This window comes from Saliterribacillus persicus (assembly GCF_003337485.1).
In the GTDB taxonomy this organism is placed as follows: Bacteria; Bacillota; Bacilli; order Bacillales; family Amphibacillaceae; genus Saliterribacillus; species Saliterribacillus persicus.
This window is the reverse complement of sequence record NZ_QPJJ01000014.1, coordinates 54,915-78,345: the sequence shown is the minus strand read 5'-3', so window position 1 is coordinate 78,345 and position 23,431 is coordinate 54,915. Positions and strand designations below refer to the sequence as shown.

16 protein-coding genes and 1 riboswitch are annotated in these 23,431 nt (G+C 35.3%); of the genes, 3 read left to right on the top strand and 13 right to left on the bottom strand.

The annotated features are described in order from the left end of the window. Positions 1 to 9 precede the first annotated feature (9 nt). The 10 genes from DFR57_RS14905 to DFR57_RS14860 form a co-directional block, all read right to left on the bottom strand. On the bottom strand, positions 10 to 963 hold the full coding sequence (locus DFR57_RS14905) for an ABC transporter permease (RefSeq protein ID WP_114354014.1): 954 nt from the start codon (positions 961 to 963) through the stop codon (positions 10 to 12). Positions 964 to 1,301: 338 nt separating this feature from the next. Further along, entirely contained in the window at positions 1,302 to 3,584 is a 2,283-nt protein-coding gene (locus tag DFR57_RS14900) for a helix-turn-helix domain-containing protein (RefSeq protein WP_114354013.1), read from the bottom strand. A gap of 324 nt (positions 3,585 to 3,908) precedes the next feature. After that, positions 3,909 to 6,326, bottom strand: coding sequence for a glycoside hydrolase family 31 protein (locus DFR57_RS14895; RefSeq protein WP_245937486.1), 2,418 nt, complete (start codon positions 6,324 to 6,326; stop codon positions 3,909 to 3,911). A gap of 98 nt (positions 6,327 to 6,424) precedes the next feature. After that, positions 6,425 to 7,834 (bottom strand): family 43 glycosylhydrolase, encoded by a 1,410-nt coding sequence (locus DFR57_RS14890; protein WP_114354012.1) that lies wholly within the window; start codon positions 7,832 to 7,834, stop codon positions 6,425 to 6,427. An 80-nt stretch (positions 7,835 to 7,914) separates the two neighbouring features. Continuing rightward, positions 7,915 to 10,164, bottom strand: a complete 2,250-nt coding sequence (locus DFR57_RS14885; RefSeq protein ID WP_114354011.1) for a glycoside hydrolase family 95 protein — start codon at positions 10,162 to 10,164, stop codon at positions 7,915 to 7,917. Between the two features lie 79 nt (positions 10,165 to 10,243). Continuing rightward, complete coding sequence (locus DFR57_RS18600) at positions 10,244 to 10,369, bottom strand: hypothetical protein (protein WP_281270506.1); 126 nt, start codon at positions 10,367 to 10,369, stop codon at positions 10,244 to 10,246. Between the two features lie 113 nt (positions 10,370 to 10,482). Further along, positions 10,483 to 10,671, bottom strand: a complete 189-nt coding sequence (locus DFR57_RS14880) for a hypothetical protein (RefSeq protein ID WP_114354010.1) — start codon at positions 10,669 to 10,671, stop codon at positions 10,483 to 10,485. Between the two features lie 309 nt (positions 10,672 to 10,980). Beyond that, positions 10,981 to 11,922, bottom strand: a complete 942-nt coding sequence (locus DFR57_RS14870) for an aldo/keto reductase (RefSeq protein WP_114354008.1) — start codon at positions 11,920 to 11,922, stop codon at positions 10,981 to 10,983. Positions 11,923 to 11,924: 2 nt separating this feature from the next. Next, positions 11,925 to 12,770 carry an amidohydrolase family protein gene (locus DFR57_RS14865; RefSeq protein WP_114354007.1) on the bottom strand — a complete coding sequence of 282 codons (846 nt, stop codon included), beginning with the start codon at positions 12,768 to 12,770 and terminating at the stop codon, positions 11,925 to 11,927. Positions 12,771 to 12,866: 96 nt separating this feature from the next. After that, the gene (locus tag DFR57_RS14860; protein WP_114354006.1) at positions 12,867 to 13,880 is read right to left on the bottom strand and encodes a zinc-binding alcohol dehydrogenase family protein; all 1,014 of its coding nucleotides are present in this window, start codon (positions 13,878 to 13,880) and stop codon (positions 12,867 to 12,869) included. A 139-nt stretch (positions 13,881 to 14,019) separates the two neighbouring features. Between DFR57_RS14860 and DFR57_RS14855 the strand changes: the two genes are divergently transcribed. Next, entirely contained in the window at positions 14,020 to 14,877 is an 858-nt protein-coding gene (locus DFR57_RS14855; protein ID WP_170132998.1) for an AraC family transcriptional regulator, read from the top strand. 259 nt (positions 14,878 to 15,136) lie between these two features. Here DFR57_RS14855 and DFR57_RS14850 read toward each other — a convergent pair whose 3' ends face one another. The 3 genes from DFR57_RS14850 to DFR57_RS14840 form a co-directional block, all read right to left on the bottom strand. Then, entirely contained in the window at positions 15,137 to 15,940 is an 804-nt protein-coding gene (locus DFR57_RS14850) for a LysM peptidoglycan-binding domain-containing protein (RefSeq protein WP_114354004.1), read from the bottom strand. A gap of 224 nt (positions 15,941 to 16,164) precedes the next feature. Beyond that, positions 16,165 to 17,721, bottom strand: coding sequence for a bifunctional metallophosphatase/5'-nucleotidase (locus DFR57_RS14845; RefSeq protein ID WP_114354003.1), 1,557 nt, complete (start codon positions 17,719 to 17,721; stop codon positions 16,165 to 16,167). A gap of 423 nt (positions 17,722 to 18,144) precedes the next feature. Beyond that, positions 18,145 to 18,705, bottom strand: coding sequence for a nitroreductase family protein (locus tag DFR57_RS14840; RefSeq protein ID WP_114354002.1), 561 nt, complete (start codon positions 18,703 to 18,705; stop codon positions 18,145 to 18,147). Between the two features lie 215 nt (positions 18,706 to 18,920). Continuing rightward, positions 18,921 to 19,036, top strand: a riboswitch (SAM riboswitch). A gap of 93 nt (positions 19,037 to 19,129) precedes the next feature. Between DFR57_RS14840 and DFR57_RS14835 the strand changes: the two genes are divergently transcribed. Next, positions 19,130 to 20,986: a bifunctional homocysteine S-methyltransferase/methylenetetrahydrofolate reductase gene (locus DFR57_RS14835; RefSeq protein ID WP_281270505.1), complete on the top strand. Its 1,857-nt coding sequence runs from the start codon at positions 19,130 to 19,132 to the stop codon at positions 20,984 to 20,986. Between the two features lie 57 nt (positions 20,987 to 21,043). Beyond that, positions 21,044 to 23,335 carry a 5-methyltetrahydropteroyltriglutamate--homocysteine S-methyltransferase gene (gene metE, locus DFR57_RS14830; RefSeq protein WP_114354000.1) on the top strand — a complete coding sequence of 764 codons (2,292 nt, stop codon included), beginning with the start codon at positions 21,044 to 21,046 and terminating at the stop codon, positions 23,333 to 23,335. The last annotated feature ends 96 nt before the right edge of the window (positions 23,336 to 23,431 follow it).

Genomic DNA, 23,431 nt, shown 5'->3' with positions numbered 1-23,431 from the left:
TACTCCTTTCTACCATAATCCGTTACCGGAAACTTTCTTAGCAATTGTATTGACAATAACCAATAAGATTAAGTTGATGACAGAGTTAAATAATCCTACTGCTGTCGCAAAACTAAAATCAGCATTTATAATCCCCATTTTGTATACATAGGTTTGTAAAATTTCTGAGGTACCTAAATTTAAAGGATTTTGTAATAAATATACTTTCTCAAACCCTAATGCCATTAAATTACCTACACTTAATATCATAATGATTACAATAGTTGGCATAATGGCAGGTAAATCAATGTTCCAAATTTTTTGTAATCGAGTAGCTCCATCAATCTTAGCAGCTTCATATTGTTGACTGTCTACTCCAGCAAGTGCTGCCAAATAAATGATTGCTGAATATCCAGTTATTTGCCACGCATCTGACCAAACAAATATCGATCTGAACATATCTGAATTTCCAAGGAAATTCACAGCGTCTAATCCAACCACTTCTAGTAAATTGTTCACTATTCCTGATCTTGGGGATAACATCAATATAATCATAGAGACGATAACTACTGTTGAAATAAAATAAGGTGCATATGTAAACATTTGTACAGATCGTTTAAAAATACCATCTCTTATTTCATTTAGAGCTAAAGCAAGTATGATGGGAAGCGGAAACGTTACAGCTAGTTGGTAAAGACTCAAAAATAATGTATTTCTTATTAAGTCCCAAGCAACTGGATTGTTAAAAAAATTCTCAAAGTGCTTCCATCCTACCCAAGGGCTATCAATAATACCTTGAACTACGTTATAATCCTTGAATGCGATTACCGCACCTAACATGGGTACATATTTAAAAATAATGAAATACAGTACTGGCAATATCATCAAAATATATAATTGCCAATGCCTCTGAAAACTTCTTTTAGCTAGATGTCTTTGTGTTACTTTTTTTATTTCTTTCGAACCATCAAGTGATTGATCCATTTAAATTTTACCCCCTCCATAAAAATTTTTCGGGAAACGCTTACAAAAAATTTAGCATCTTTTTCACACCTATGAAACAGACAAGTAAATTTAAAGGGTACAATAGCGAAAGTTTTAGCATATTTATAAATAGTACATATTCAGACCCATGGTACAACTTGCGAAAGCGCAATCATATCAAGCATTCATGACTTCTCAAACATCATTTAATTACTTCTATTCTTATCTTTGTTTCTTATATTTCCACGATGACGATTTGACTTCGTTGTGAAAATATATACTCTAATTTTGAAATATTAAAAAAGCATCCATTCATATTGAACAGATGCTTTTCCTTGTTATTTATTCACTGTTTTCCTAAATTGATTTGGTGTCATATCATAAATTCGTTTAAAGGCCCGACGGAAAGAGTGAGCACTATTATATCCTACTTGCTCTGCTATATCATTGATCGTTTGCGAAGAATTCGATAGTAAGGACATCGCTTCTTCCATTCTAATTTTCTCTAAATATTCATATAAGTACTCTCCCGTTTCGTCTTTAAACATCTGTGAAATATACTTTTCCGGTCTAGAAAGATGTTCTGCGATCATATAAATCGTTAATTCTGTATTAGAATAATGTTCATGCACATACGCTTTAATAGTATTTACGATAGAATGATTGGATTCCTTCCGATTTCTATTAACAAATTCACAATAAAGTTGTAGGATTTCTATTAATCGTTCTTCTATTTCATTTATATTTTCTTCGAAGGAAATACTTCTTAATTTTTGGCGTAAGGTTTCAGCGGTGGACTCATTTCGAAAAGCATATTGATCTAGCGCTTTATAAAACGTACCGATTAACTCATAGATAAATTGTTCATGCATTTCAGCTGATAAACTTCTGTTTTTAATATTCTCTTCTAATATTTCATACACAATCTGTCTAGCCTCATCTGTTTCTCCTTCTTTCAAACTTTTTAATAAACGAAATTCCACTTCTAATGGATAATAAAATACAGCTGTCTCTTTCATCACTGCATCATACCAGTACATCCCTTGCTTTTCATTAGAAAAACTAGCAAAATCTAATGCATGCTTTGCCTCGTTATAAGATCGACTAATATCTGATAAAGATTCAAAAGGATGGCCTAGGCCAATTTTTAAATTTACTCGGAATTCTTTTAAAAGTAAATCTTGTAAAGTTGCGAACATTGCTTCAATTTCCTCGTTTAAAACATCATTACTATCTTCGGCCAAGAATATATACACCAGCTTATCAGAATGAAGATTCGTCACATAAAAGTTTTTAAATAATTTGATTGATTCTTGCTGTATAACAATGCGAATTGCATTTAATTCTTGATAAATTTCACTACTTGACATGTCTTCATAACCCTCTACTTTAACAATAGAAACATAACCATGATTACAAGATAAATTGACATTAGCTTGATTCGCAAAGTCATAGACATTACTATTTCTTTCTGTAATTTCACCTGACAACAGTTGTTTAAGAAAAGCATCTTTGAGAAGTGGTTTTTGTTCTGTTAATTGCATTTGTAAATCGCTATTCGTAGAAATTAACTTAGAAATATTACCATGTAAAAAATCGTACTCGTTGTTAGCATCTGGATCTGCATATTCTTTTAATGATTTGATTACATTATTTATCGGAACACTGTTTCTATAAGCAAAAAACAAGGCAATTATTACTCCAATAATAAAGGTAATACCAGTAACTGACCAACTAATATATTTGATGGGAGCTGCTTCTTCAACTAATGTTCTATTAGGAATTCCAGCTACATATAACCAATCATTTTTTTCTGATTTTTCTGTTATCACTAATATGTCGTTCTCTATATGTAGTGGGCCCTCTTTGTCTATAACTTTTTCTTTTAGCGTATCAATTTCTTTTTTATCAATCCCATTAGAAGTAATGAGTTGATGGTTTTCATCTAAAATAAAAGCCCAACCGTTGAATTGTTGCTTTACTCCTTCAATTAGATTAGTAAGCAACTGATTTTCAATCGGAATAATAATCGAACCTTTATGATCTGATACATTACTCATCGGTAAAGTTTGAACATACGTTATAACATCAGTTGAAGTCTCACCTTGATTGTAGCGTTTGCTAGGAATAATTTGTCTCTCGTTATTTAAAATCGCTTCTTTCCATTCATCCATCGTCATTTCTGTATAATTTTCATTCGTATAAAAATGATAAGGACGATAATAAACCGAGCCAGCAGTGACAATTAAATCAGGATTTTTCAAATAAATATATAAATTTTCTAAAAATTCATTGGTTGAAGCATATGTGGAAAGTTTATTATCCAATTGTTTTAAAGTAGATATAATTCTTGTTTTATCAGCAGCATTTTTATTCAATAAAATATTTAAATCTTGATCTAGCGATAACTGCAGCACAAAACGATCTATTTCATCTAAGCTTTGCTCTAGTATTTTTTTACTTTGATTAAGAACTTGTCTACTATTAATTATGGAGTACTTTTCTGCCGTATCTAAAGAAACTTGATAAGTAATAAATCCGGCAACCATCGGAATTATTAAAATCACAAGATAAGAAATTAAAAATCTTCTGAAGATTTTGGAGGTTTGTATGCGTTTCATAATGGTGCCCCCTCAAAGAAACTTAAAATAAGTATTAATGATTGCATCTTTAAAAACATGCGTTGCTCTTACAAATAATAAGACTCTATAAAAAATGAGCATGCTATTTTATAGAGCCTTTCGTTTTATTTTACTATTTTTTAAATACATGGGTCTTATCTATTATAAAACTTTTATTTAATCAACGTTAAAATGAAAACGATTTCACACTCTTGCATAATTTCCTCCTATCGTACATTTAAAGGATTGGAAGCCAATAGATTTCAATAACCTACTTTGCAGGCAATTGAAACTTATTAGAATTCTCTGCTATTTGCCATCATCTTAAAAATGAATGGTGGTCTGTTCTCCAGTATACGTAATTATCCTCTGAGCTACATTATCTTCCGCATCATTGATGATAGTCAGTGCAAATTCCATTGAAGTTTTCATGCCAGGATAAGATCCTATGCGATCGCCAATGGTAAAACGATTATTTTTATCCTCCCAGCGAAGCTGTATGGTAAAAAAAGCTCCTTTTTCATAGTTATAAGTATCACCCTCATCATCATACAACAAAAAGCTTCCATCTTCTCCTTTATAAATCAATATTTCTAGAGGCTCGTTTGTATCTTCACTCGTATATTGAATAGCAGGACCAACAGGAACAATAGAGCCAGCCCGAACAAATAATGGCATGGTTTTAAGATCGGCATTTGCTTCAATCACTTGCCCGCCTTCGAATCGCTGATTTGTCCAAAAATCATACCACTGGGTATCAACTGGTAAATAAACAGAACGTTTTTTAACAGATCCTTTCATCTCTTCAGAGCCACTTTCATAATACATAGGCTCTGTTACTGGATTAACAAGAAAAGAAGGACCAAACATATATTGGTCTTTTACATCAAAAGTGTGAGGATCATTTCTAAAATCAAATGCCAATGTCCGCATCATCGTATAATCATCGTTCGTCACCCATCCAGCAATAGAATAAATATAAGGCAACAAGCGATAGCGAAGATTAATATATTTTACAAGCGTATCATAGAAGATAGTACCTTCCTCACCAAACCTCCACACCTCTCTCGGTGTATCAGCTCCATGTGAGCGAAACATTGGTAGAAAGACTCCATATTGTAACCATCGAACGTATAATTCACGATAGCCTAGATCGTCACATCCGTCTGGATAATCTCCATCCCAAAACCACTGCTCTCTATCTGCAACAAAGAAGGCTCCAATATCTAACGTCCAATATGGTATACCTGTAACACACATATTCAACCCATCAGCAATTTGGTTCTGTAATGTTTTCCAATTAGCAGCAATATCCCCCGACCATGTAACGGCGCTATACTTTTGCTGACCAGCATAGGATGAACGCGTTAAATTAACAACACGTTTACTTTCTGTAGTTTTTCGTTGATTTTCATAAAGACCTTTGGAATGGAGAAGCGAATAAGCATTAATATATTCTGGATCCAAATACTTTTTCGCTTCTTGCGTATTGATGAACATCCTCTCTTCTGGTTCAGGTTTAACTTTTCCAACCCAATCCGCTTCAAAAGGTTCCGTACAATCACACCACCAAGCATCTACACCATGCGAAAATAACCCTTCGTTTGCTTGCTTCCAATATAAATTACGTGCCTCCTCATTGAAGGCATCGTAGTTTGCTTGATTTCCAAGTAGATAACCTTTTTGTTTCATTTCTACATGATTCGGTCCGTCATTATTCATAATGGGCCAAATCGAGATCATCAATTTAGCATTCAGCTTGTGAATCTCCTCCATCATTGCCGTTGGATTTGGAAATCTTTCTGGATCGAAAGATTTCTGACCCCACAATTCCCCAGTCCAAGACCGCCAATCTAGAACAATTAAATCAAGTGGGATGCGACGCTTCCTGTACTCTTTCACGATCGATATAAGTTCTTCTTGAGATTTATATCTTTCCTTCGATTGTACATATCCAAAAGCCCATTTCGGTAAAAGAGGTGCTTTCCCTGTAAGGTAACGATAACTCTTTACAATCTGATCAAAATCAGGACCATACACAAAGTAATAATCCATTTCACTGTCTACGTCTGTCCAAATATAGGAACCATGTATATCATCGTGAAACTTTATCAATGAGTAACTATCTACGATGATCCCATATCCGTTTGTCGACACCAATACAGGTACAACCGATTTCATATTTTGTTGATACAGATATTGATGAGTGCCCCTCAAGTTAAGTACACCTTCTTCATGCGATCCTAACCCATAGAGCGCTTCCTCATTGTCCCATTCAAATTCAAGTTTAGTATGATAAGCCATACGGTCCACGATATGATTGGTGGGAACAGCTTTAGCACGAGCCCCATCAACGTTTTGCGAATTTTCGATCTCTGTATTCTGATCATATACAGGTTTTAGCACTTCAGTAGGAGTTAGAGTTTTGCCACCTCGCGTCGGCTCTTTTGTTAATATTCTCCCTGCATCGTCCTTATAGGTAAATGCAGCTGTGTTTTTATTAATATGAATTTGTACATTGCTTGTAGAAAATACAATAATATCATCACTCTCATTTACAGAGTAAGGAATGTTTTGTTGAGTGTTCGGCTCTACAAACAAGCTTTCCTTTTCATTAAATTCGTTTTCTAATGTATATCTAATACGAATAATCGAATCAGTATAAGGAATAATTTTCATTAAACCTGTTTTACATTTTATTAGCAATTGATTATTTAGTTTTTCATAAGTTACTATTTGCACAACACTATCCTCCCCTTCCTTTTTCGTTATAATTAATAGAAGCCTTCTTTCTACTAAATTTATATCTTCCAACTTTTATTTAATTCTCTATACTGAATTTATTCTAATGCAAAGGAAGCTAGGCTAGCTCTACCATTACCGGTGTAAGTAATATATAATGCTTGAATACCATCAGGAATAGTGATGTCAGAAGCGTATTCTGTCCAGACATTTGTAAAATTAACTGGCAACTTTGCAAGTGCTGGCCCATCCCACATAGTCTTCACTTCAAATGCACCGTTGCAATATCCTCTCACCTTAATTTTGATTTTTTTAATACCATGACAGTCAAAATATTTAAATCCAGCTGTCGCTGTATCCGTCATATTGGAAATAAAACCTATTTCTTCATCTCCATCTTTTCCGTCTTGGGTGATTTTCGGAAATTGGGTGTCCATCCAGAGATCACCTGTATACATTGCTTCATCTCGACAAAAAAGGTTACAGGCTAGGTAAGCAGGATACTCTCCGCGACCAATAAGCGGTTTTCCATTAGGTCCGGAAGTTGTCATTTCTACCTGTGGAATTGAACCATCTGGCAGAAGATCAATGGGTTCGATACATCCCTGACGGCTAAAATTTGATCCATTCGTATGGCGATGATAGAAAATGTACCACTTGTCACTTATTTCAACGATACTACCATGATTATTTCCTCCATAATACATTGGCTGATTCGCAGGCTTATAAGTATCAATATGAAGGTCATTGTTACTCACAATAACTCCTCCATATTTAAAATCTTTTGTTGGATGTTTACTAGTTGCATAGCATAACTCATGCATGGCAATGGAAGAATAGATAAAATAGTATGTGTCGCCTTTTTTTCTCATAGAAGGCGCTTCAAAAAATTCATGTCCTTCAAAACTACTCCCTTTACTATATGGTTCACTTGGAGAGATAATCACAGGCTCTTCTTCAATCGTAAGCATATCCGACCCGAGAACAGTGGCCATAGCACCACTTCTTGTTTTATCACCAATCGCACAAAATCCGGTATAAAGATAGGTTTTATCTCCTTCTCGAAGAAGACCTGGATCAAATTGGGGTTCATCACCCTTTCTTTCGCCTAAACGCCCCCCATTAGCATCTTTCACATAACCATAAAATTCATACTTGCCAGCAGGAGTATCACAAACGGCCACTGATACGACAGAGACTTTGTCTAATACATAGTACAAATAGTACCGTCCATCAGGTCCTACTGTAACATCAGGTGCATAAAGACACATATTTGCTTCGGGATTAAGCGGATCATCCGTTTTTTTATAGATCACCCCTTCATAACGCCAATCAGCTAAATCATTTACAGGGGCAGACCAGCATACATAATCATTTAAGCAATACGCATGACCATTAAAACGATCATGCGAACCATATATATAGACTCTGTCATTAAAGACGTATGGCTCCGCGTCCGGTATATATTCCCAAGATGGTAAATATGGATTTAATCCTTGTTTTTTCATTATAAGCACCTCAACTTCTTTATTTTTTTAATTCATATATTTTAAAATGGGCTGATGATACGATTTATCTTGTTTTTTCCTTAAACTTGGCTAAATATCAATGGGTACGTTTCTCCTGCAGTCGTTTCAAATTCGATACTTTCATTATTATAAAGAACAGCACATTTTTCTCCTTCTAGCGAATGAATAACACCACTTTTAAATTGTCCGTTATCCCAGGATAAGTCAACTTCAAATCCACCTCTGGCTTTTAGGCCACTGACACTTCCGGTTGTCCATTCTTTAGGTAATGCCGGAAAGATGTGTAACTCATTGTTATGACTTTGAAGTAATAATTCAGCAATCCCTGCTGTTCCACCAAAATTTCCATCGATTTGAAATGGGGGATGGTTATCAAATAAGTTTGGTAAAGTGGAAGTGTTAAGCAATGCAAGAATATGTTGATAAGCTAGTTCCCCTTCTTCTAGACGAGCCCACATATTAATGATCCAGGCACGACTCCAGCCAGTATGCCCTCCCCCAGATTGTAATCTTCTTTCTAGTGTTACTTTTGCAGCTTTAACTAGATTCGGAGTAGCCCTTGGGGAAATTTGGTTTCCAGGATATAAGGCAAACAAATGTGAGATATGACGATGACCTGGCTCTTCTTCATCATAATCTTCTAACCATTCTTGAATTTGACCGTGCTTTCCAATTTTAGGTTTTGGTAATTTTTCTTTTAATTCTAGCAATTCATTTCGAAATGGTTGATCCACATCTAAAATTTCACTAGCACGAATACAACTCGTAAAGAGAGCGAATATAATTTGACTATCCATGGAAGGTCCTTCACATAAAGTTCCTTTTTCTCCATTTGGTAAAATGTAAGTATTCTCAGGAGATACAGAAGGAGTTGTTATTAGTAAACCATCTTCATTCTCTACTAGAAAATCAACAAAAAATAAAGAAGCTTCTTTTAATGTATCGTATGACTTTTCTAAGAAACTCACATTTCGTGTGAACTCAAAGTGCTCCCACAAGTGTAAACATAACCAGGCACCACCCATAGGCCAAATTGTTGCTGGCATATAGATATCTTGAGGTGCTGTGTCCCCCCAAATATCAGTATTATGATGTGCAGTAAATCCTCTACATCCGTACATGTTTTCTGCAGTTTTTTTGCCATTTTCTTTTATTTTTTCAATATGCTCAAATAACGGAGCGTGACATTCTGATAAATTACAGATCTCTGCTGGCCAATAATTCATCTGAGCATTAATATTAATCGTAAATTTACTGTCCCAAGGTGGCAACATTTTCTCATTCCAAATTCCCTGCAATGTTGCTGGTAACGAATTCGGTCTACTAGAAGAAATTAGCAAATAACGTCCAAAATGAAAGTACGTGCTAATTAATGATAGATCCGAATTACCTTCTTTCAGTAAATCTAATCGTTGATCAGTTGCCAGCTGTGAACGCTGCTCGTTGGGTTGTTCTAAGTTTAAATTTACTCTATGAAATAATTTCTGATAATCTTCCACATGTTTTTGTCTCAATTCTTGAAATGATTTTCCTGTTACTCGTTCAATTATTTTCAAGCTTTGATGCTCCGGATCATCATAACGGTAAGATGTTGCAGCTGAAAGGATCAATGTTACCGCATCTGCGTTTTCTACAATTAAATGGTTCCCAAGGGTCTTGACTGATCCATTCTCCGGAATTGCTTTTAAAGCACATCGAAATGCAATTCCATCTTTTCCACCTGTTACTCCTCGCATAACAATTGACTGGTTTGATATTGCAACGAGTTCATCAAAATTTCTTGCATTCCCACGATCTAGCAAAGTTTGAAACGATATAGATTTTGCTTTTGATGCTGTTAAACGAATTACCATCACTTGATCAGGATAACTAGTAAATAACTCTCTTTTAAAGGTGACATCTTCTATGGTATATTCCACGGTCGTAACAGCACTATCTAAATCTAGCACTCTAGAATAATTAGTAGCCTCCGTTTCGCTGTGATCCATATTTATGAATAAATCACCTAAAGGCTCGTAATGGCGTTGTGTTTCCGGTGTTCCTGTAAAGGTCAGTGCGGCCAAATCCTCCGCTTCTTTTAATCTTCCATCAGATAATAATTTTCTAATTTTTGATAAGTGCTTTCGCGCATCTGGATTATTTCGATCTCTTGGACCGCCATACCAGACAGAATCTTCATTTAATTGCACCCGTTCTTTATGCACTCGACCAAAAACCATACCACCTAATCTACCATTTCCAATAGGCAATGCTTCATCCCATTCTTTTGCTGGTTGTTTATACCAGAGGTGTTTATTTATATTTTTCATAATACAACTCCCTTTTTACCTTATATAAAAAAATTAAGCAGATTACACACATAAAAATAATTTCAAAGTTTCTATCATGTCATGTGTATGCTGTACTACCGTCCTTAGCGAAAGAAAACGTGCTTCCATCTATTAAACTCCCTGACCAATTCAAAAATACGGTATACTCTTCTCCTTCCACTCTATATAAAGGAATAAATTTCATTTCGTTGCCTTCTGCGCCCTCCGCGGTAAATTCTAACTGTATTTTTTTGAATGAACGAAAACTTGATTAATATTATGGTTGGAAATTCCCTTTCAAGTACCTGGTGTGCCAATTTAAGCTAATAACAGGTTCCCGAAGATTACAGCTACCAAATCTTCTCGACCTTTTAGTGGTACTAAATGCAAAGAAGTATCTACTTTAATTTCAATTTTATCCTTATCATTAAAAATTCGTTTAATTTTAATGTAATCGCTTTCTTTGATGAAGTCAGCAGGTGGGAAATTAATTTTTATAGTTTTCACTGCATCTCTCTTCAACATCAGTGTAAATTTTGTTGGTTCAGCGAGATCAAGAAGAGCGTAGAAAACAAACTATTAGGATATTCCGCAATTTGCGTGATCTTAGTATTCTTTTCCTTTCAAACAACTTTTGATGAGATTAAAGCATTCAGCATTATAACACCTTCGCTTTTAAACCATATGTTCTTTTGTATTTTACTCATTGCCTCTAACCCTGATGCTGTGCAACACCAAAATGAATCATCCAGTCCACTAAATTTTTTAATAGCATTTCTCCCCATCGGCTGATGATACTGAGAAAGACTTGTTTTATTACTTGTATCTCTTGTTCCACTCTGCAGTCCCACTTTGCCAAGTCCGATTATGAATAGGTTCCAGAATATCAAGAACTCCATCTAAAATTCCCTCGTCTATTGGTTCTTCCGTCCATTTTATGTTTTTTGTAATGTTTTCTACACTTGCAGTACTCACTAAGGTAGTTGGTATCGATTTATTATGAGTTGAATACTGAATAGCTAATTTAGCAAGATCATAACCATGTTTTGCACAATATTCGGCTGCATTAAGGCACAATTGTTGCATCTCTTCATCAGCTGGGTGCCATTTGGCAACATCACGTGAATTTAACAACCCCATAGATAATGGTGAAGCATTCACTAATCCTACTTGTTTTTCTTCTAATAAAGGTAGTAAGTTTAATAGAGATGTATCATTTAAAGAGTAATGACAATAGGAAAGAATAACATCAAGATCTACTTTGCTAAGTACTTTATCGAATATAGTCAGCGGTAATCCTGTGACACCTAAAAAGCGAATTTTTCCTTGTTTTTTTAATTCTTCCAATGCTGGAATTCCTTCCTCCATCACTTCTTCATATGAACCAAATTCTATATCATGCAAATATAAGATATCTACATAATCTGTACCTAATCTTTGCAAACTCTCTTCTAAACTTTTAATGATTGTTTTCTTAGAAAAATCAAAATCATTTTCACCAAATCTGCCGGCTTTGGTAGATAAGATATATTTATCACGAGGAATATCGACTAGCGCCTTCCCCAGTACATTCTCGGCTTTTGTCAAACCATAATAAGGAGATACATCAATTAAATTTATACCTTGATCAATGGCGGTATGTACTGTCTTAACTCCTTCTGTTTCATTTATTTCCCTAAAAACAGAACCAAGTGATGAAGCTCCATAGCTAAGGATTGAAACATCTAATCCTGTTTGACCCAATTTCCTATATTTCAAAATTATTCCTCCTCTTTTCTATTTAATTTGTAAAAGTCTACTGCGTTTTGCCCAAAAATTAATTCTTTATTTATCGCCGAAACATCCTTCAGTAAAGATTCGTTCAATAAATGGTAGACCTGCTCATAGCTACCAGCTAATAAACAAACAGGCCAATCACTCCCATACATCATACGATGATATCCAAATACATCTACAAGATGATCAACATAAGGTTGAAAGTCTTTCGTTGTCCACTTATCATGATTTGCTTCTGTCACCATCCCAGATAATTTACAATAGATATTATCGTAACTTGCTATTTCAGCCATGTTTGATTTCCATGGTTCTAATTTCCCTTTTTCAATTTCCGGTTTTGCAATGTGATCGATGACTCCTCGTAGCTTTACCTGTTTGAGTAACTCACAGACAGCTTGAAGTTGATTGGATGTAACTAAAAGATCAACCGGAAGATCAATCTGCTCCAAATAAGAAAATGCATCCAAATACTGATTACTTAAAATAATATTTTCATCCGGCATATCTTGAATCATAATGCGAATCCCTACAAATTTTGGATGCTTTCTAAATGTCTCAAGTTGCTCTTTATATGATGGGTTTTCAATATCAATCCAACCTACTACACCAATTATTGATTCTGAATTGTCACTTAAAGAGAGAATGAATTCAGTTTCTTCAATAGTCGGCGCAGCTTGAACAATAATTGTTTTGTCTATATTACAATTCTTTAGATGAGGAACTAAATCCTCTTCTAGAAAATCTCGAAATAGTGTAGGAATATCTGGGGTAATCCATCCATAATCATCTCTACTTATCTTCCAATAATGCTGATGTGCATCAATCCGCATATTTTCGTCATCCTTTCATATGCTTGAAAAATATAATTTTTCAAATCATTCCAGCAATACTATTGCTATACTTTTAAATCACAGGCACTTTTGATTTTATAACTCAACCATCGCTTTTACTACTCCGGTTTCTGGATTCAACCAATTTTCGAACTCATCTAGTAGTTGATCAAAAGTGGCACGATGGGTAATAAAACGATCAGCATCAATGTAACCCTTTTCAATAGATTGTATAACAAAATCAAAATCTTCTTGTGTCGCGTTTCTGCTCGCCATTAGCGTAAGTTCTTTCGAATGAAATAAAGGATCGGAAAACGTAATATCTGATTTAACTAATCCTACATATATTAATTTTCCACCATGAGCTGGGTATTGGAAAGCATCCATCATAGATTTACTATTTCCAGTGGCATCAAAGACAATACTTGGCATATCACCATTTGTAATGTTTTTTAATTGTTCTAAGGATCCATTTAGTAAATTAATAGAATAGTCTACCTTAGCCCAATTTTCAGAGAACATTAATCTTTCCTCGTTAATGTCCATCGCAATTACCTTGGCACCCATCCGTTTAGCAGCTTGCATAACACCAAGCCCAATGGGACCAGCGCCAATCACTAGAACAAAGTCACCTTTTTGTAAATCAGATCGTCTCACCGCATGTGCTCCGATACTTAAGGGTTCTAAGATAGCACTTTGATCTAAGCTTAAATCATTCGTTTTAATTAGATGATCATAGGGTACACTTATTTGTTCAGCCATTCCTCCATCAAAATGAACACCCATAACTTTCATATCTATACAGCAATTTGTTAAGCCTTTTTTACACGCTAAACACTTACCACATTCCATATAAGGAATGACTGACACTTGATCATTTTCCTTTAACCCATATGAATTTTCTCCTACTGATTCTATAACCCCTGAAAGTTCATGCCCTAATACTCTTGGATAGTCAAAAAAAGGTTGATTTCCATTAAATGCATGTAAATCTGTTCCACATATCCCGATTCGCTTTATGTTAACGATAGCATAACCACTCTCATTTTGAGGTTTCTTTTTATTTTGCCACTTAAACACTCTTGGTTCTTCACAAACAATAGCCTTCACTATTATACTCCCCTTATAAACTTTCAGATTTAAAAAATATTCTGTTAATTTAGACTAACAAAAATATATTGAAATAAAAATTGCGATTTTTGCTTTATATATACTCTTTTTTGATATAAAGTATAACTAGGTGATGATGATGAAACCAATTAAAAAGAATGCTAATTCCTTATTTCCCTTTTCGTTTGTATATAAAGGAAGTAAGGATCCAAAAAACGAGCTACCAACTCATATTCATGATTTTCATGAAATTATTTACGTTCACAAAGGTACCGGAACAATATTTATTAATAATATTTTATATGATATGAATAAAGGGGATGTATTTATCGTACCCAACGATACTATCCATCATGCTGTGCCGAATCAAAATGATTTAGTTACCTCTTCGGTGATTTTTTTTAGCCCTGCTCTCATTCAAACGATAGCTGTAGAAGATAACTTTTCCTATTTACTTATTGTAGAAAAAATAAAAAAACACAAGCATTATAAAATATCCCTTTCAGTAAAGAATCAAAGTATCTTTGAACAATTTCTCCATAATATTGAAGAAGAATTAAATGGAAAGAAACTTGGTTTTATTCATGCTGCTATTTTAATTACTCATCAAATATTACTTTTTTTATCACGTTTAAGTATTGAACAAATAGATAAGACATTTAGGGATGAAAATCTTAACCGTTTTTGGATGAATGAAATTTTTTCATATATTGATCATTCTCTTCGGGGTAATATCTCCTTAAACTTATTGGCTAAAAAAGCTCATGTTAGTCCAGCTCATTTCAGCAGAGTCTTCAAGGAAACAACTGGAATGGGACTTACTGTGTATATAAACAAAAAAAGAACTTATAAAGCAAAAGAACTTTTGCGGGAAACTGACTATCCTGTTTCTCATATCGCTGAATTAAGCGACTTTGATAGCACACCACATTTTTATCGAACTTTCAAAAAATTAGTCGGTACTACGCCTGCAGATTATCGAAAAAACAAGAAATAAAAAAACATTTTTATTTCTAACTTTCCTTGTAGCTAGTGGTAGCATTTTGATTTAGCAATGGGTAAAACTAAAGTCATTTCTTAATAGATTAGAATAGTGTTTTTTATTGGTCGATTTTATTTTTTGCTGTTTCAAAGAAGATTAATTTAGAGGTTTAGGTGCTTAATGAGGGGGTAAAAATAATTAGGAGCTAAAAATAGTAGATAAAATCCAAAAATAAAATCCCCTCCTAATGAAAGAAGGGGATCTATCATAACTATTAATCTAAAATGGTTACATTAACCTGGCGTACACCCCATGCAAAAGCTTCATCTTTTGTTGGAACGTGTACATCAATCTTATTTCCTTTGATTGCGCCGCCAGTGTCAGCAGCAATTGCTTCACCATAACCTTCCACGTGGACTCTAGTTCCAAGTGGGATAACATTTGGATCAACTGCAATTACTTTCATGTTTGGGTTTTCTAATAGATTTACACCTGTTGCTGTAATACCAGAACAACCGTCACATTTTGCTGTATAAGCTGTTGCAGATACTGCAACTGTTTCACTTGATTGTGCTTCCTTTTTTGGTTCTGCTTTTTGCTCTTTAGGAGCAGCTTCTTGTTTTGGTTCTTCTTTAGCCGCTGCCGGCTCAGAAGCTACTGGTGTTTCTTCTTGTTCTTGACTTGAAGCATTATTTTTAGTTGAAGCATTTGCCTCGACTTTATTTACTTCCTTCAATGTAAGTTCTTCACCGATTAGGATTAAAGTGGTTTCTAATTCGTTCCACTCTTGTATATCCTCAACAGTTACTCCATGTTTCATTGCGATATGACTTAGCGTATCGCCTCTTTCTACTATATATGTTGTTTCTGTATCTATCTGTATTAATTGTTCTGGTTGAAGCACCTCTGTATCTAATTCATTTATTTCCATTAATTCTTCTACAGATGTGTTATTTTCCTTTGCTATTGTCCAAAGGTTATCCCCTTTTTGTACTTCATATTCCGTGGCAGTTACTGATGTTGCAAACAATCCCAAACCTACTATTCCTACTACAGCGGATCCTAATAATTTTTTCATCCGTGCTGCCTCCTTTCATGTTGACAAGCCATATCGTATCATACTAAAAGTCTTCTGTGGTTACAGTGAGTTTAAGAGTCTGTAACAAAGATTACTATATTACAAGGGCCTGTCACATTTGTCATTGTGGGGCAACATTTCGGATTTTATACCTGTTTTCGTAATTTTTTTGAAAAAAAAGACACAATCATTCCATATTTCTGTCTTTTAATCTAGCTATATTTCTAGTACAAAACCTTAAAATTATCATTGCAAGTAGCTATTATCTTTTTATTCTCCAAAATATAATTTGCAAGAACTTCTGTCATATCTATTGGAATGTCTTGTATAATTTCTTTCCCTTGATACATCGAATAATTTCCTCCACCACCTGCTCGGTAATGATTCATCACCACATCATATTGATTTTCTGCTTTTACAGGTTGACTGTGGTAATTGAGATGCACCAATCGTTCTCCAATTGGTTTTGTTAAATCAAAGGTGTACTCTATCCCTTCCCACATATCGTAATTATAATGTTGTGGCTTAGGATCACAGAATGACGGATGAATAATAACTTCCCCTTTATCATTGAGATCAAAATAGCTTGCATTTTGTTCTAAAGCGTCCATCATATCTTGACCTGATATTCGAATTACCCTAAGTGTATTCGGATAAATATAGTTCGTAACAATATCGCGCATGGTTATTTTATTTTTAAACCCTGGAGCATGATTATCAAATAATGCTGTATTCGAAATATCCACTCCTGCTGTCTCCATTTGAACGCGGTTAATAAATTCAATAAAGGGATGTTCTTTCAGTCTTGCTTCAAAGGCATCAGTAATTAACATGTCTCCTTCAACCTCCCCAATCGCCTGATCCAACCACCGCTGTGTTTCCTTTTCATCTACTTCTACAAGTGAGAGTATGTCGGGATCTTCCTTCGTATCTTCTGTCACGCTATGTAGTTTTAGTGCTATTTTTTTCGCTTTATTCTGATCGATCGTAATCTTTATTTCTCCTAAAGCTTGTCCCTGTTTACCAGTTTGGATAACTGGGATTTCATTAATCGTGGTTGTGAAAAAGCGATGCTGGTGACCAGTAACAAGCACGTCAATCCCTTCTACTTCCTGGCATATCTGATATGCTTGGTTTTCTCCAGTTAAAGGTTCGGAAGGCTTCGAGGTTTCAAGATCACATTCAACACCACCATGATACATGACTACTAAAAAATCTGGATCCTCTTCTTTCTTTATTTTTTCTACCCATTCTCGTGTAGCAATAACTGCATCCCGAAATTCTAATCCTTCTATATTTGTAGGGTGCTCCCAGTTAGGGATATACTTCGTTGTTACTCCAATGATTCCAACACGCACACCGTTCATCTCTTTGATGATATATGGTTTACCAAAGTATGGTTTGCCTGTTTTTTTATCTATTATGTTAGCAGCAAGCCATGGGAAGTCTGATTGGCTCTTTAAATTTTTGAGATAGTCTAATCCATAATTAAATTCATGATTTCCTAATGTTAAAGCGTGGTAATTTAAAGCATTGGCAGCTTTTATCAGAGGATTGGCTTTTGTCTTATTAAATGTTGCATGGTGATAGGTAAGTGGACTTCCTTGAATAAAATCACCATTATCTAATAGAATCATTTCGTTTGTCTGCCTTAGGGTTTTAATAATGGAGGCAACCTTGGCCAATCCATGATTTTCTTCCTTACTATCTCGATAGTTTCCACTAGTAACATATCCATGCACATCACTTGTTACGCAAATAGAGAAACTTTTTCGCCCCATCTAATCACTCCTTCTACTTAAATCTCTCTCCATTATAGAGTAATTTTTGAGAGAGAGGAAAAACTTTACAGTATCTTCACTGGAAATTTACACTACCTTTTCATTCGTTTGCTATACTTTAAGTGTTCCAAGTAGAGCAACGCTAACAAGCTTGCTTTCTCACAAAATGATAGCCCCTTTTTAATACCGATATTACACCCAATATCGGTATCTTTTTTTGTAGACTATTTATTCTAAAGATAGATTGATGGATATTCGTATTTTCTGACATATTTTCGTCTATTTCTTCGCTTTATTCGGTAATTTTTTAATATATTCGTAAATTTTCACCTATATTCGTCAACCTGACTCGTTTATTCGTATTTCTTAGTTTTAGCCATTAAAAAAGCTGATCCTCTTCGTAAAAAGAGAATCAGCTATATATTAATCTTCTAATATTGTAATGCGGTCGTTCACATCTTTACGAGGTAGCGCTTTTGGAACTTTGGCCGGATAGCCTATTTGAAGCATTCCTACCACACGTTCATTGTCTTTCATTCCAATCAAAGCAGTCGTTTCATCGCAAAAGCTTAGCTTTCCTGTCTTCCAAATCATGCCTATTCCTTGTTCCCATGCAAGTAAACTGAGGTTATGAATCACACAGCTGGTGGAAGCATAATCCTCTTCCTGTAGCTTTTCTTTCTCATTCAGCTCGTTTAGCACCATGATAATAAATGGAAGATTGTTTATTTTTTCAAATGCTAGCTGACCAAGCTTTTCTCGCTCGCCATCTTCACACTTCTCTTCTGTTAGCTTTTGATTTATCGAAGCTAAACGTTTTTTAGCTTCTCCTTTAACAAATACAAAGCGCCACGGCTGTGTCATTTTATGGTTTGGAACCCAAATTGCTGTCTCTAGTAATTCCTTCATTAATTTCTCTGGGACTTCTTTGTCCTGAAATAATTGGACAGACCGTCTTTCCTCAATAATTCGTTTTAACTCCATTCTCTTTTCCCCTTTCCAATTAAATTCCCCTTTATACGACCTCTTCAAATGAGAATTATTATCATTTATTCTAGATTACCACAAACCCTTTCTCTGTCAACTTAACTGGCTTAATATACCCATTTATTTGAAAAAGATTTATTTAATTCCAAAATCCCCTTGATATTGTTTTCCAAATGATGTAATATAACTAATCATAAAACTAAATAAGTTTTTTCTTATCAAGAGAGGTGGAGGGACTGGCCCTTCGAAGCCTCAGCAACCGTCTGTAAAAGACAAGGTGCTAATTCCAGCATATTGGTCTATTTGATCAATACTTGAGAGATGAGGAATCCTGTTAAAGATAAAAGGGTCTTCATCAATATGGATGAAGGCTCTTTTTTTTCTTTCATCCTCAAGTAGAAATGAGAGAGGAGGAAAAAATGTGAAAGATTTAAGAGAGGATTTAAATAACAAGATCCTCATTGCTGATGGGGCCATGGGTACACTTCTTTATGCGCATGGTGTCGATCAATGCTTCGAAGCTTTTAATTTAACAAATCCAGATGAAGTATTGCATGTACATGAGTCCTATATTCAGGCTGGAGCGGACGTTATTCAAACGAATACTTATGGAGCAAATTACTTAAAATTATCCCGTTATGGCTTAGAAGATGAAGTACAAAAAATTAACAGTAAAGCGATTCAATTAGCAAAGACAGCTGCCAACAGTAAAGCATATGTTTTAGGAACGATTGGTGGCATTAGTGGCGTCCAAAAAATAACAAGCTCAAGAAAAGAAATTATCCGAAGCTTCAAAGAGCAGCTTTACACCTTTTTACTTGAAGGTGTAAATGGTTTATTGCTAGAAACCTATTACGATTTGAATGAATTGAAGGATTGTTTACAGATTGCTAGAGAGGAAACAGATCTACCAATCATCACAAATGTTTCCATGCATGAACCAGGCATCCTTGAAAACGGAATAACATTACCAGACGCTTTTAAACAATTAGAAGATCTGGGTGCAGATGTCGTCGGTGTCAATTGTAGACTTGGACCGCATCACATGCTTGAATCCCTTGAGTATGTACCACTGCCAAAGCAAGCCCACCTTGCTGCTTATCCGAATGCTAGTTTACCAGCTTATGAGGATGGCAAGCTTGTCTACAGCAGTGATGCTGCTTATTTTAAGTCGTGCGCTACTAATTTTCAAAAGCAGGGCGTGCGCTTAATTGGGGGTTGTTGTGGTACCACCCCAGAGCATGTGCAGGCATTACGAAAAGGTGTCGAAGGCTTATCGCCGTTAACTGAAAAAAAAATAAAACCTATCGAGCAAGCTATCCATATCATCGATAAGCAGAAAAAGGATAGTCAGGATACCATTGCCTCGATTGCGAAAAAAAGACATACCGTAATCGTCGAGCTCGATTCACCAAAGCACTTACAGGTAGATTCCTTTTTAGATGGTGTTCAAGCGCTAAAGGATGCGGGGGTTGATGCCATTACGCTAGCAGATAATTCTCTAGCAACGCCAAGAGTCAGTAACACAGCAATGGCAACGATGATTAAACAAAAAGGGATCGATATAAAAACATTAATTCATCTAACCTGTCGTGATCGAAATTTAATTGGGTTACAGTCACATCTCATGGGAATGCATACGTTGGGATTTGATGAAATATTAGCGATTACCGGTGACCCTACTCGTATTGGTGGTTTCCCCGGGGCGTCTTCTGTTTTTGATGTTACATCCTTTGATTTAACACGCTTGATTAAACAGTGTAATGAGGGAATCTCCTTTGCTGGAACCTCCCTTCAAACAAAAACTAATTTTCAAGTTGCAGCTGCATTTAATCCGAATGTTGCTCACATCAATAAAGCTGTCAAACGAATGGAAAAGAAAATAGCACAAGGTGCTGATTACTTTTTAACACAACCGATTTTTAATAAGGAAACAATAATAGAGCTTTATCACGCAACGAAACACATTGAAACACCTATCTTTATTGGAATTATGCCATTAATTTCCTATAAAAACGCAGAATTTTTGCACCATGAAGTACCAGGTATGAGGCTTTCTGACGATGTTAGGGATAGAATGCAACAAGCGAGCCACAACCGGGCTACAGGCTTCAGACAGGGTATCGCAATTGCTAAGGAGCTCATTGATACAGCAATTGAATATTTTAATGGTGTCTACTTAGTTACACCGTTTATGTACTATGAGTTAACGGTAGAACTAACAGATTATATTCATGAACAAACCTTAAAGAAACAAACGCAAACACTTAATAGTTAAGCTACTCTCCATTATTAATGGAAAGCTATAAATTAAAAATTAAAGGAGCGGAAAAACATGACAAAATTTATTAGTTCAAATTTAGGTTACCCAAGAATCGGAGAAAAAAGAGAATGGAAAAATGCATTAGAAGCATACTGGAGCAAATCAATTACAGAAGAAACGCTATTAGAAAGAACTACTGCATTGCGTTTAGAAAATTTAAAAAAGCAACAAGAATTAGGAATAGATCTTATTCCAGTAGGTGATTTTTCCTTTTATGATCACGTATTAGATACAGCAGTAATGTTTGGTGCCATTCCGGAAAGATTCCAAACGAATCATAATGCGACAGACTTAGATACCTATTTCGCAATTGCGCGTGGTGAGAAAAATGCTGTTGCCGCTGAAATGACCAAATGGTTTAATACCAATTATCACTACATCGTACCAGAATTAAATAACGTCAAACCAACCCTTGTCCAAAACCGTGTGCTCCATTATTACAACGAAGCAAAAGAGGAGTTAGGGATTGAAGCCAAGCCTGTTTTACTAGGACCTGTAACCTTTATTAAACTATCAAAGGGTTATAGTGAAGCACAATTAAACGATTTAATCGATGCCTTTACCCCACTTTATATTCAAGTTTTACAAGAATTAAGTGCAGCGGGTGCCGCATGGATCCAAATTGATGAGCCGATTCTAGGAACAAACTTATCTGAGAAGGAATTAGAATTAGTAAAAGATACGTACAAAAAGCTAAAAGAAGCCGTACCAAAAAGCAAAATCATTTTACAAACCTATTTTGAAACAGTTCAAAATTATAAAGAGGTTATCCAGTTACCAGTAGATGCTATAGGCCTTGACTTTATCCACGGAGATAACCTTGAGCAAATTAAAAAATATGGTTTTCCAAAAGATAAAGCTTTAGCAGCAGGTGTTATCAATGGTAGAAACGTATGGCGTGCCGATTTGGAAAAGAGCTTAGAGCTTGTAAAGAAAATTGAAGCATCAGTGGAAAGTGAAACAATTATTATTCAGCCATCCTGCTCCCTTTTACACGTACCGGTGACAACTAAATCGGAAGCTAATATTGATAAAGTTATTTTAGATGGATTAGCGTTTGCAGATGAAAAGATAAAAGAAATATATGCTATCACGCACGCAAGTGAAAATGGCATCGAACAGGTGCAAGCAATATTCAATAAAAACAAGGAAAGTCTTCATGCTCTAAATACATCAACTTATCGTAATAATGAAAATGTAAAACAAGAGCTTGAAACACTTGATCTTGAAAATACTTATCGTTCTTTAAGCTTTAGTGAACGAATCAAAAAACAACGTGAGCTTTTACAATTACCACTATTACCGACAACAACAATCGGAAGCTTGCCACAAACACAGGAAGTTAAGCAAACAAGAAGAGCATGGCGTCAGGGTGACATTTCAAACGAAGAATATACTACATTTGTTCAAAATGAAACAAAAAAATGGATTCAAATTCAAGAAGATTTAGACCTTGATGTACTTGTGCATGGGGAATTTGAACGCACAGACATGGTGGAATACTTTGGTGAAAAGCTTGCAGGGTTTAATGTGACGGAATATGGCTGGGTTCAGTCCTATGGTTCTCGTTGTGTAAAACCACCATTAATTGTTGGTGATGTAGCTTTTGAAAAAGCAATCACAGTTGAGGATATCACCTATGCACAGTCGTTAACTGATAAGCCTGTAAAAGGAATGTTAACCGGACCGATTACCATTTTAAACTGGTCATTTGTACATGACGGACTACCTCGCTTTACTGTATTAAATCAAATTGCTCTTGCATTAGAGAAGGAAGTATTAGCGCTAGAAGAAGCTGGTATTAATATTATCCAGGTTGATGAACCAGCACTTCGCGAAGGGTTGCCTTTAGATAAACAAAAGTGGAAAACCTATCTAGATGCAGCAGTCGAAGCATTCCGTTTAGCTACCGCTACTGTTAAACCTGAGACACAAATTCATACCCATATGTGTTATTCGGAATTCGGAGAAATATATGAAGCGATTGATGAATTGGATGCAGATGTAATCTCTATTGAAACATCACGTAGCCACGGTGAGCTTATCAGCACCTTCGAGGAAAATAATTATGAAAAAGAAATTGGATTAGGTGTTTATGATATTCACAGCCCACGTGTGCCAAGTGTGGAAGAATTAAAGAAAAACATTTCACGTGCACTTGAAACAATCTCGATTGAAAAGTTTTGGATTAATCCAGATTGCGGATTAAAAACAAGACAAGAGCCTGAAACGATCGCAGCATTAGAGAATATGATAACTGCCGCAAAAGAAGTACGTAAGTTAGCCCTTACCGAACAAAAATAGTATCTCCAACTCCTTAAAACAGCCTATCCCTTAAACGGGTTAGGCTGTTTTTTATCTTTAATGGGAAACTCACCTCTTGTTAGACTTGTAATTTCT

Excerpts from the sequence above, each read along its gene's own strand:
- DFR57_RS14905 (WP_114354014.1), bottom strand. The coding sequence starts at position 963 with ATGGATCAATCACTTGATGGTTCGAAAGAAATAAAAAAAGTAACACAA.
- DFR57_RS14900 (WP_114354013.1), bottom strand. The coding sequence starts at position 3,584 with ATGAAACGCATACAAACCTCCAAAATCTTCAGAAGATTTTTAATTTCT.
- DFR57_RS14890 (WP_114354012.1), bottom strand. The coding sequence starts at position 7,834 with ATGAAAAAACAAGGATTAAATCCATATTTACCATCTTGGGAATATATA.
- DFR57_RS14885 (WP_114354011.1), bottom strand. The coding sequence starts at position 10,164 with ATGAAAAATATAAATAAACACCTCTGGTATAAACAACCAGCAAAAGAA.
- DFR57_RS18600 (WP_281270506.1), bottom strand. The coding sequence starts at position 10,369 with ATGAAATTTATTCCTTTATATAGAGTGGAAGGAGAAGAGTATACCGTA.
- DFR57_RS14865 (WP_114354007.1), bottom strand. The coding sequence starts at position 12,770 with ATGCGGATTGATGCACATCAGCATTATTGGAAGATAAGTAGAGATGAT.
- DFR57_RS14855 (WP_170132998.1), top strand. The coding sequence starts at position 14,020 with ATGAAACCAATTAAAAAGAATGCTAATTCCTTATTTCCCTTTTCGTTT.
- DFR57_RS14850 (WP_114354004.1), bottom strand. The coding sequence starts at position 15,940 with ATGAAAAAATTATTAGGATCCGCTGTAGTAGGAATAGTAGGTTTGGGA.
- DFR57_RS14845 (WP_114354003.1), bottom strand. The coding sequence starts at position 17,721 with ATGGGGCGAAAAAGTTTCTCTATTTGCGTAACAAGTGATGTGCATGGA.
- DFR57_RS14840 (WP_114354002.1), bottom strand. The coding sequence starts at position 18,705 with ATGGAGTTAAAACGAATTATTGAGGAAAGACGGTCTGTCCAATTATTT.
- metE (WP_114354000.1), top strand. The coding sequence starts at position 21,044 with ATGACAAAATTTATTAGTTCAAATTTAGGTTACCCAAGAATCGGAGAA.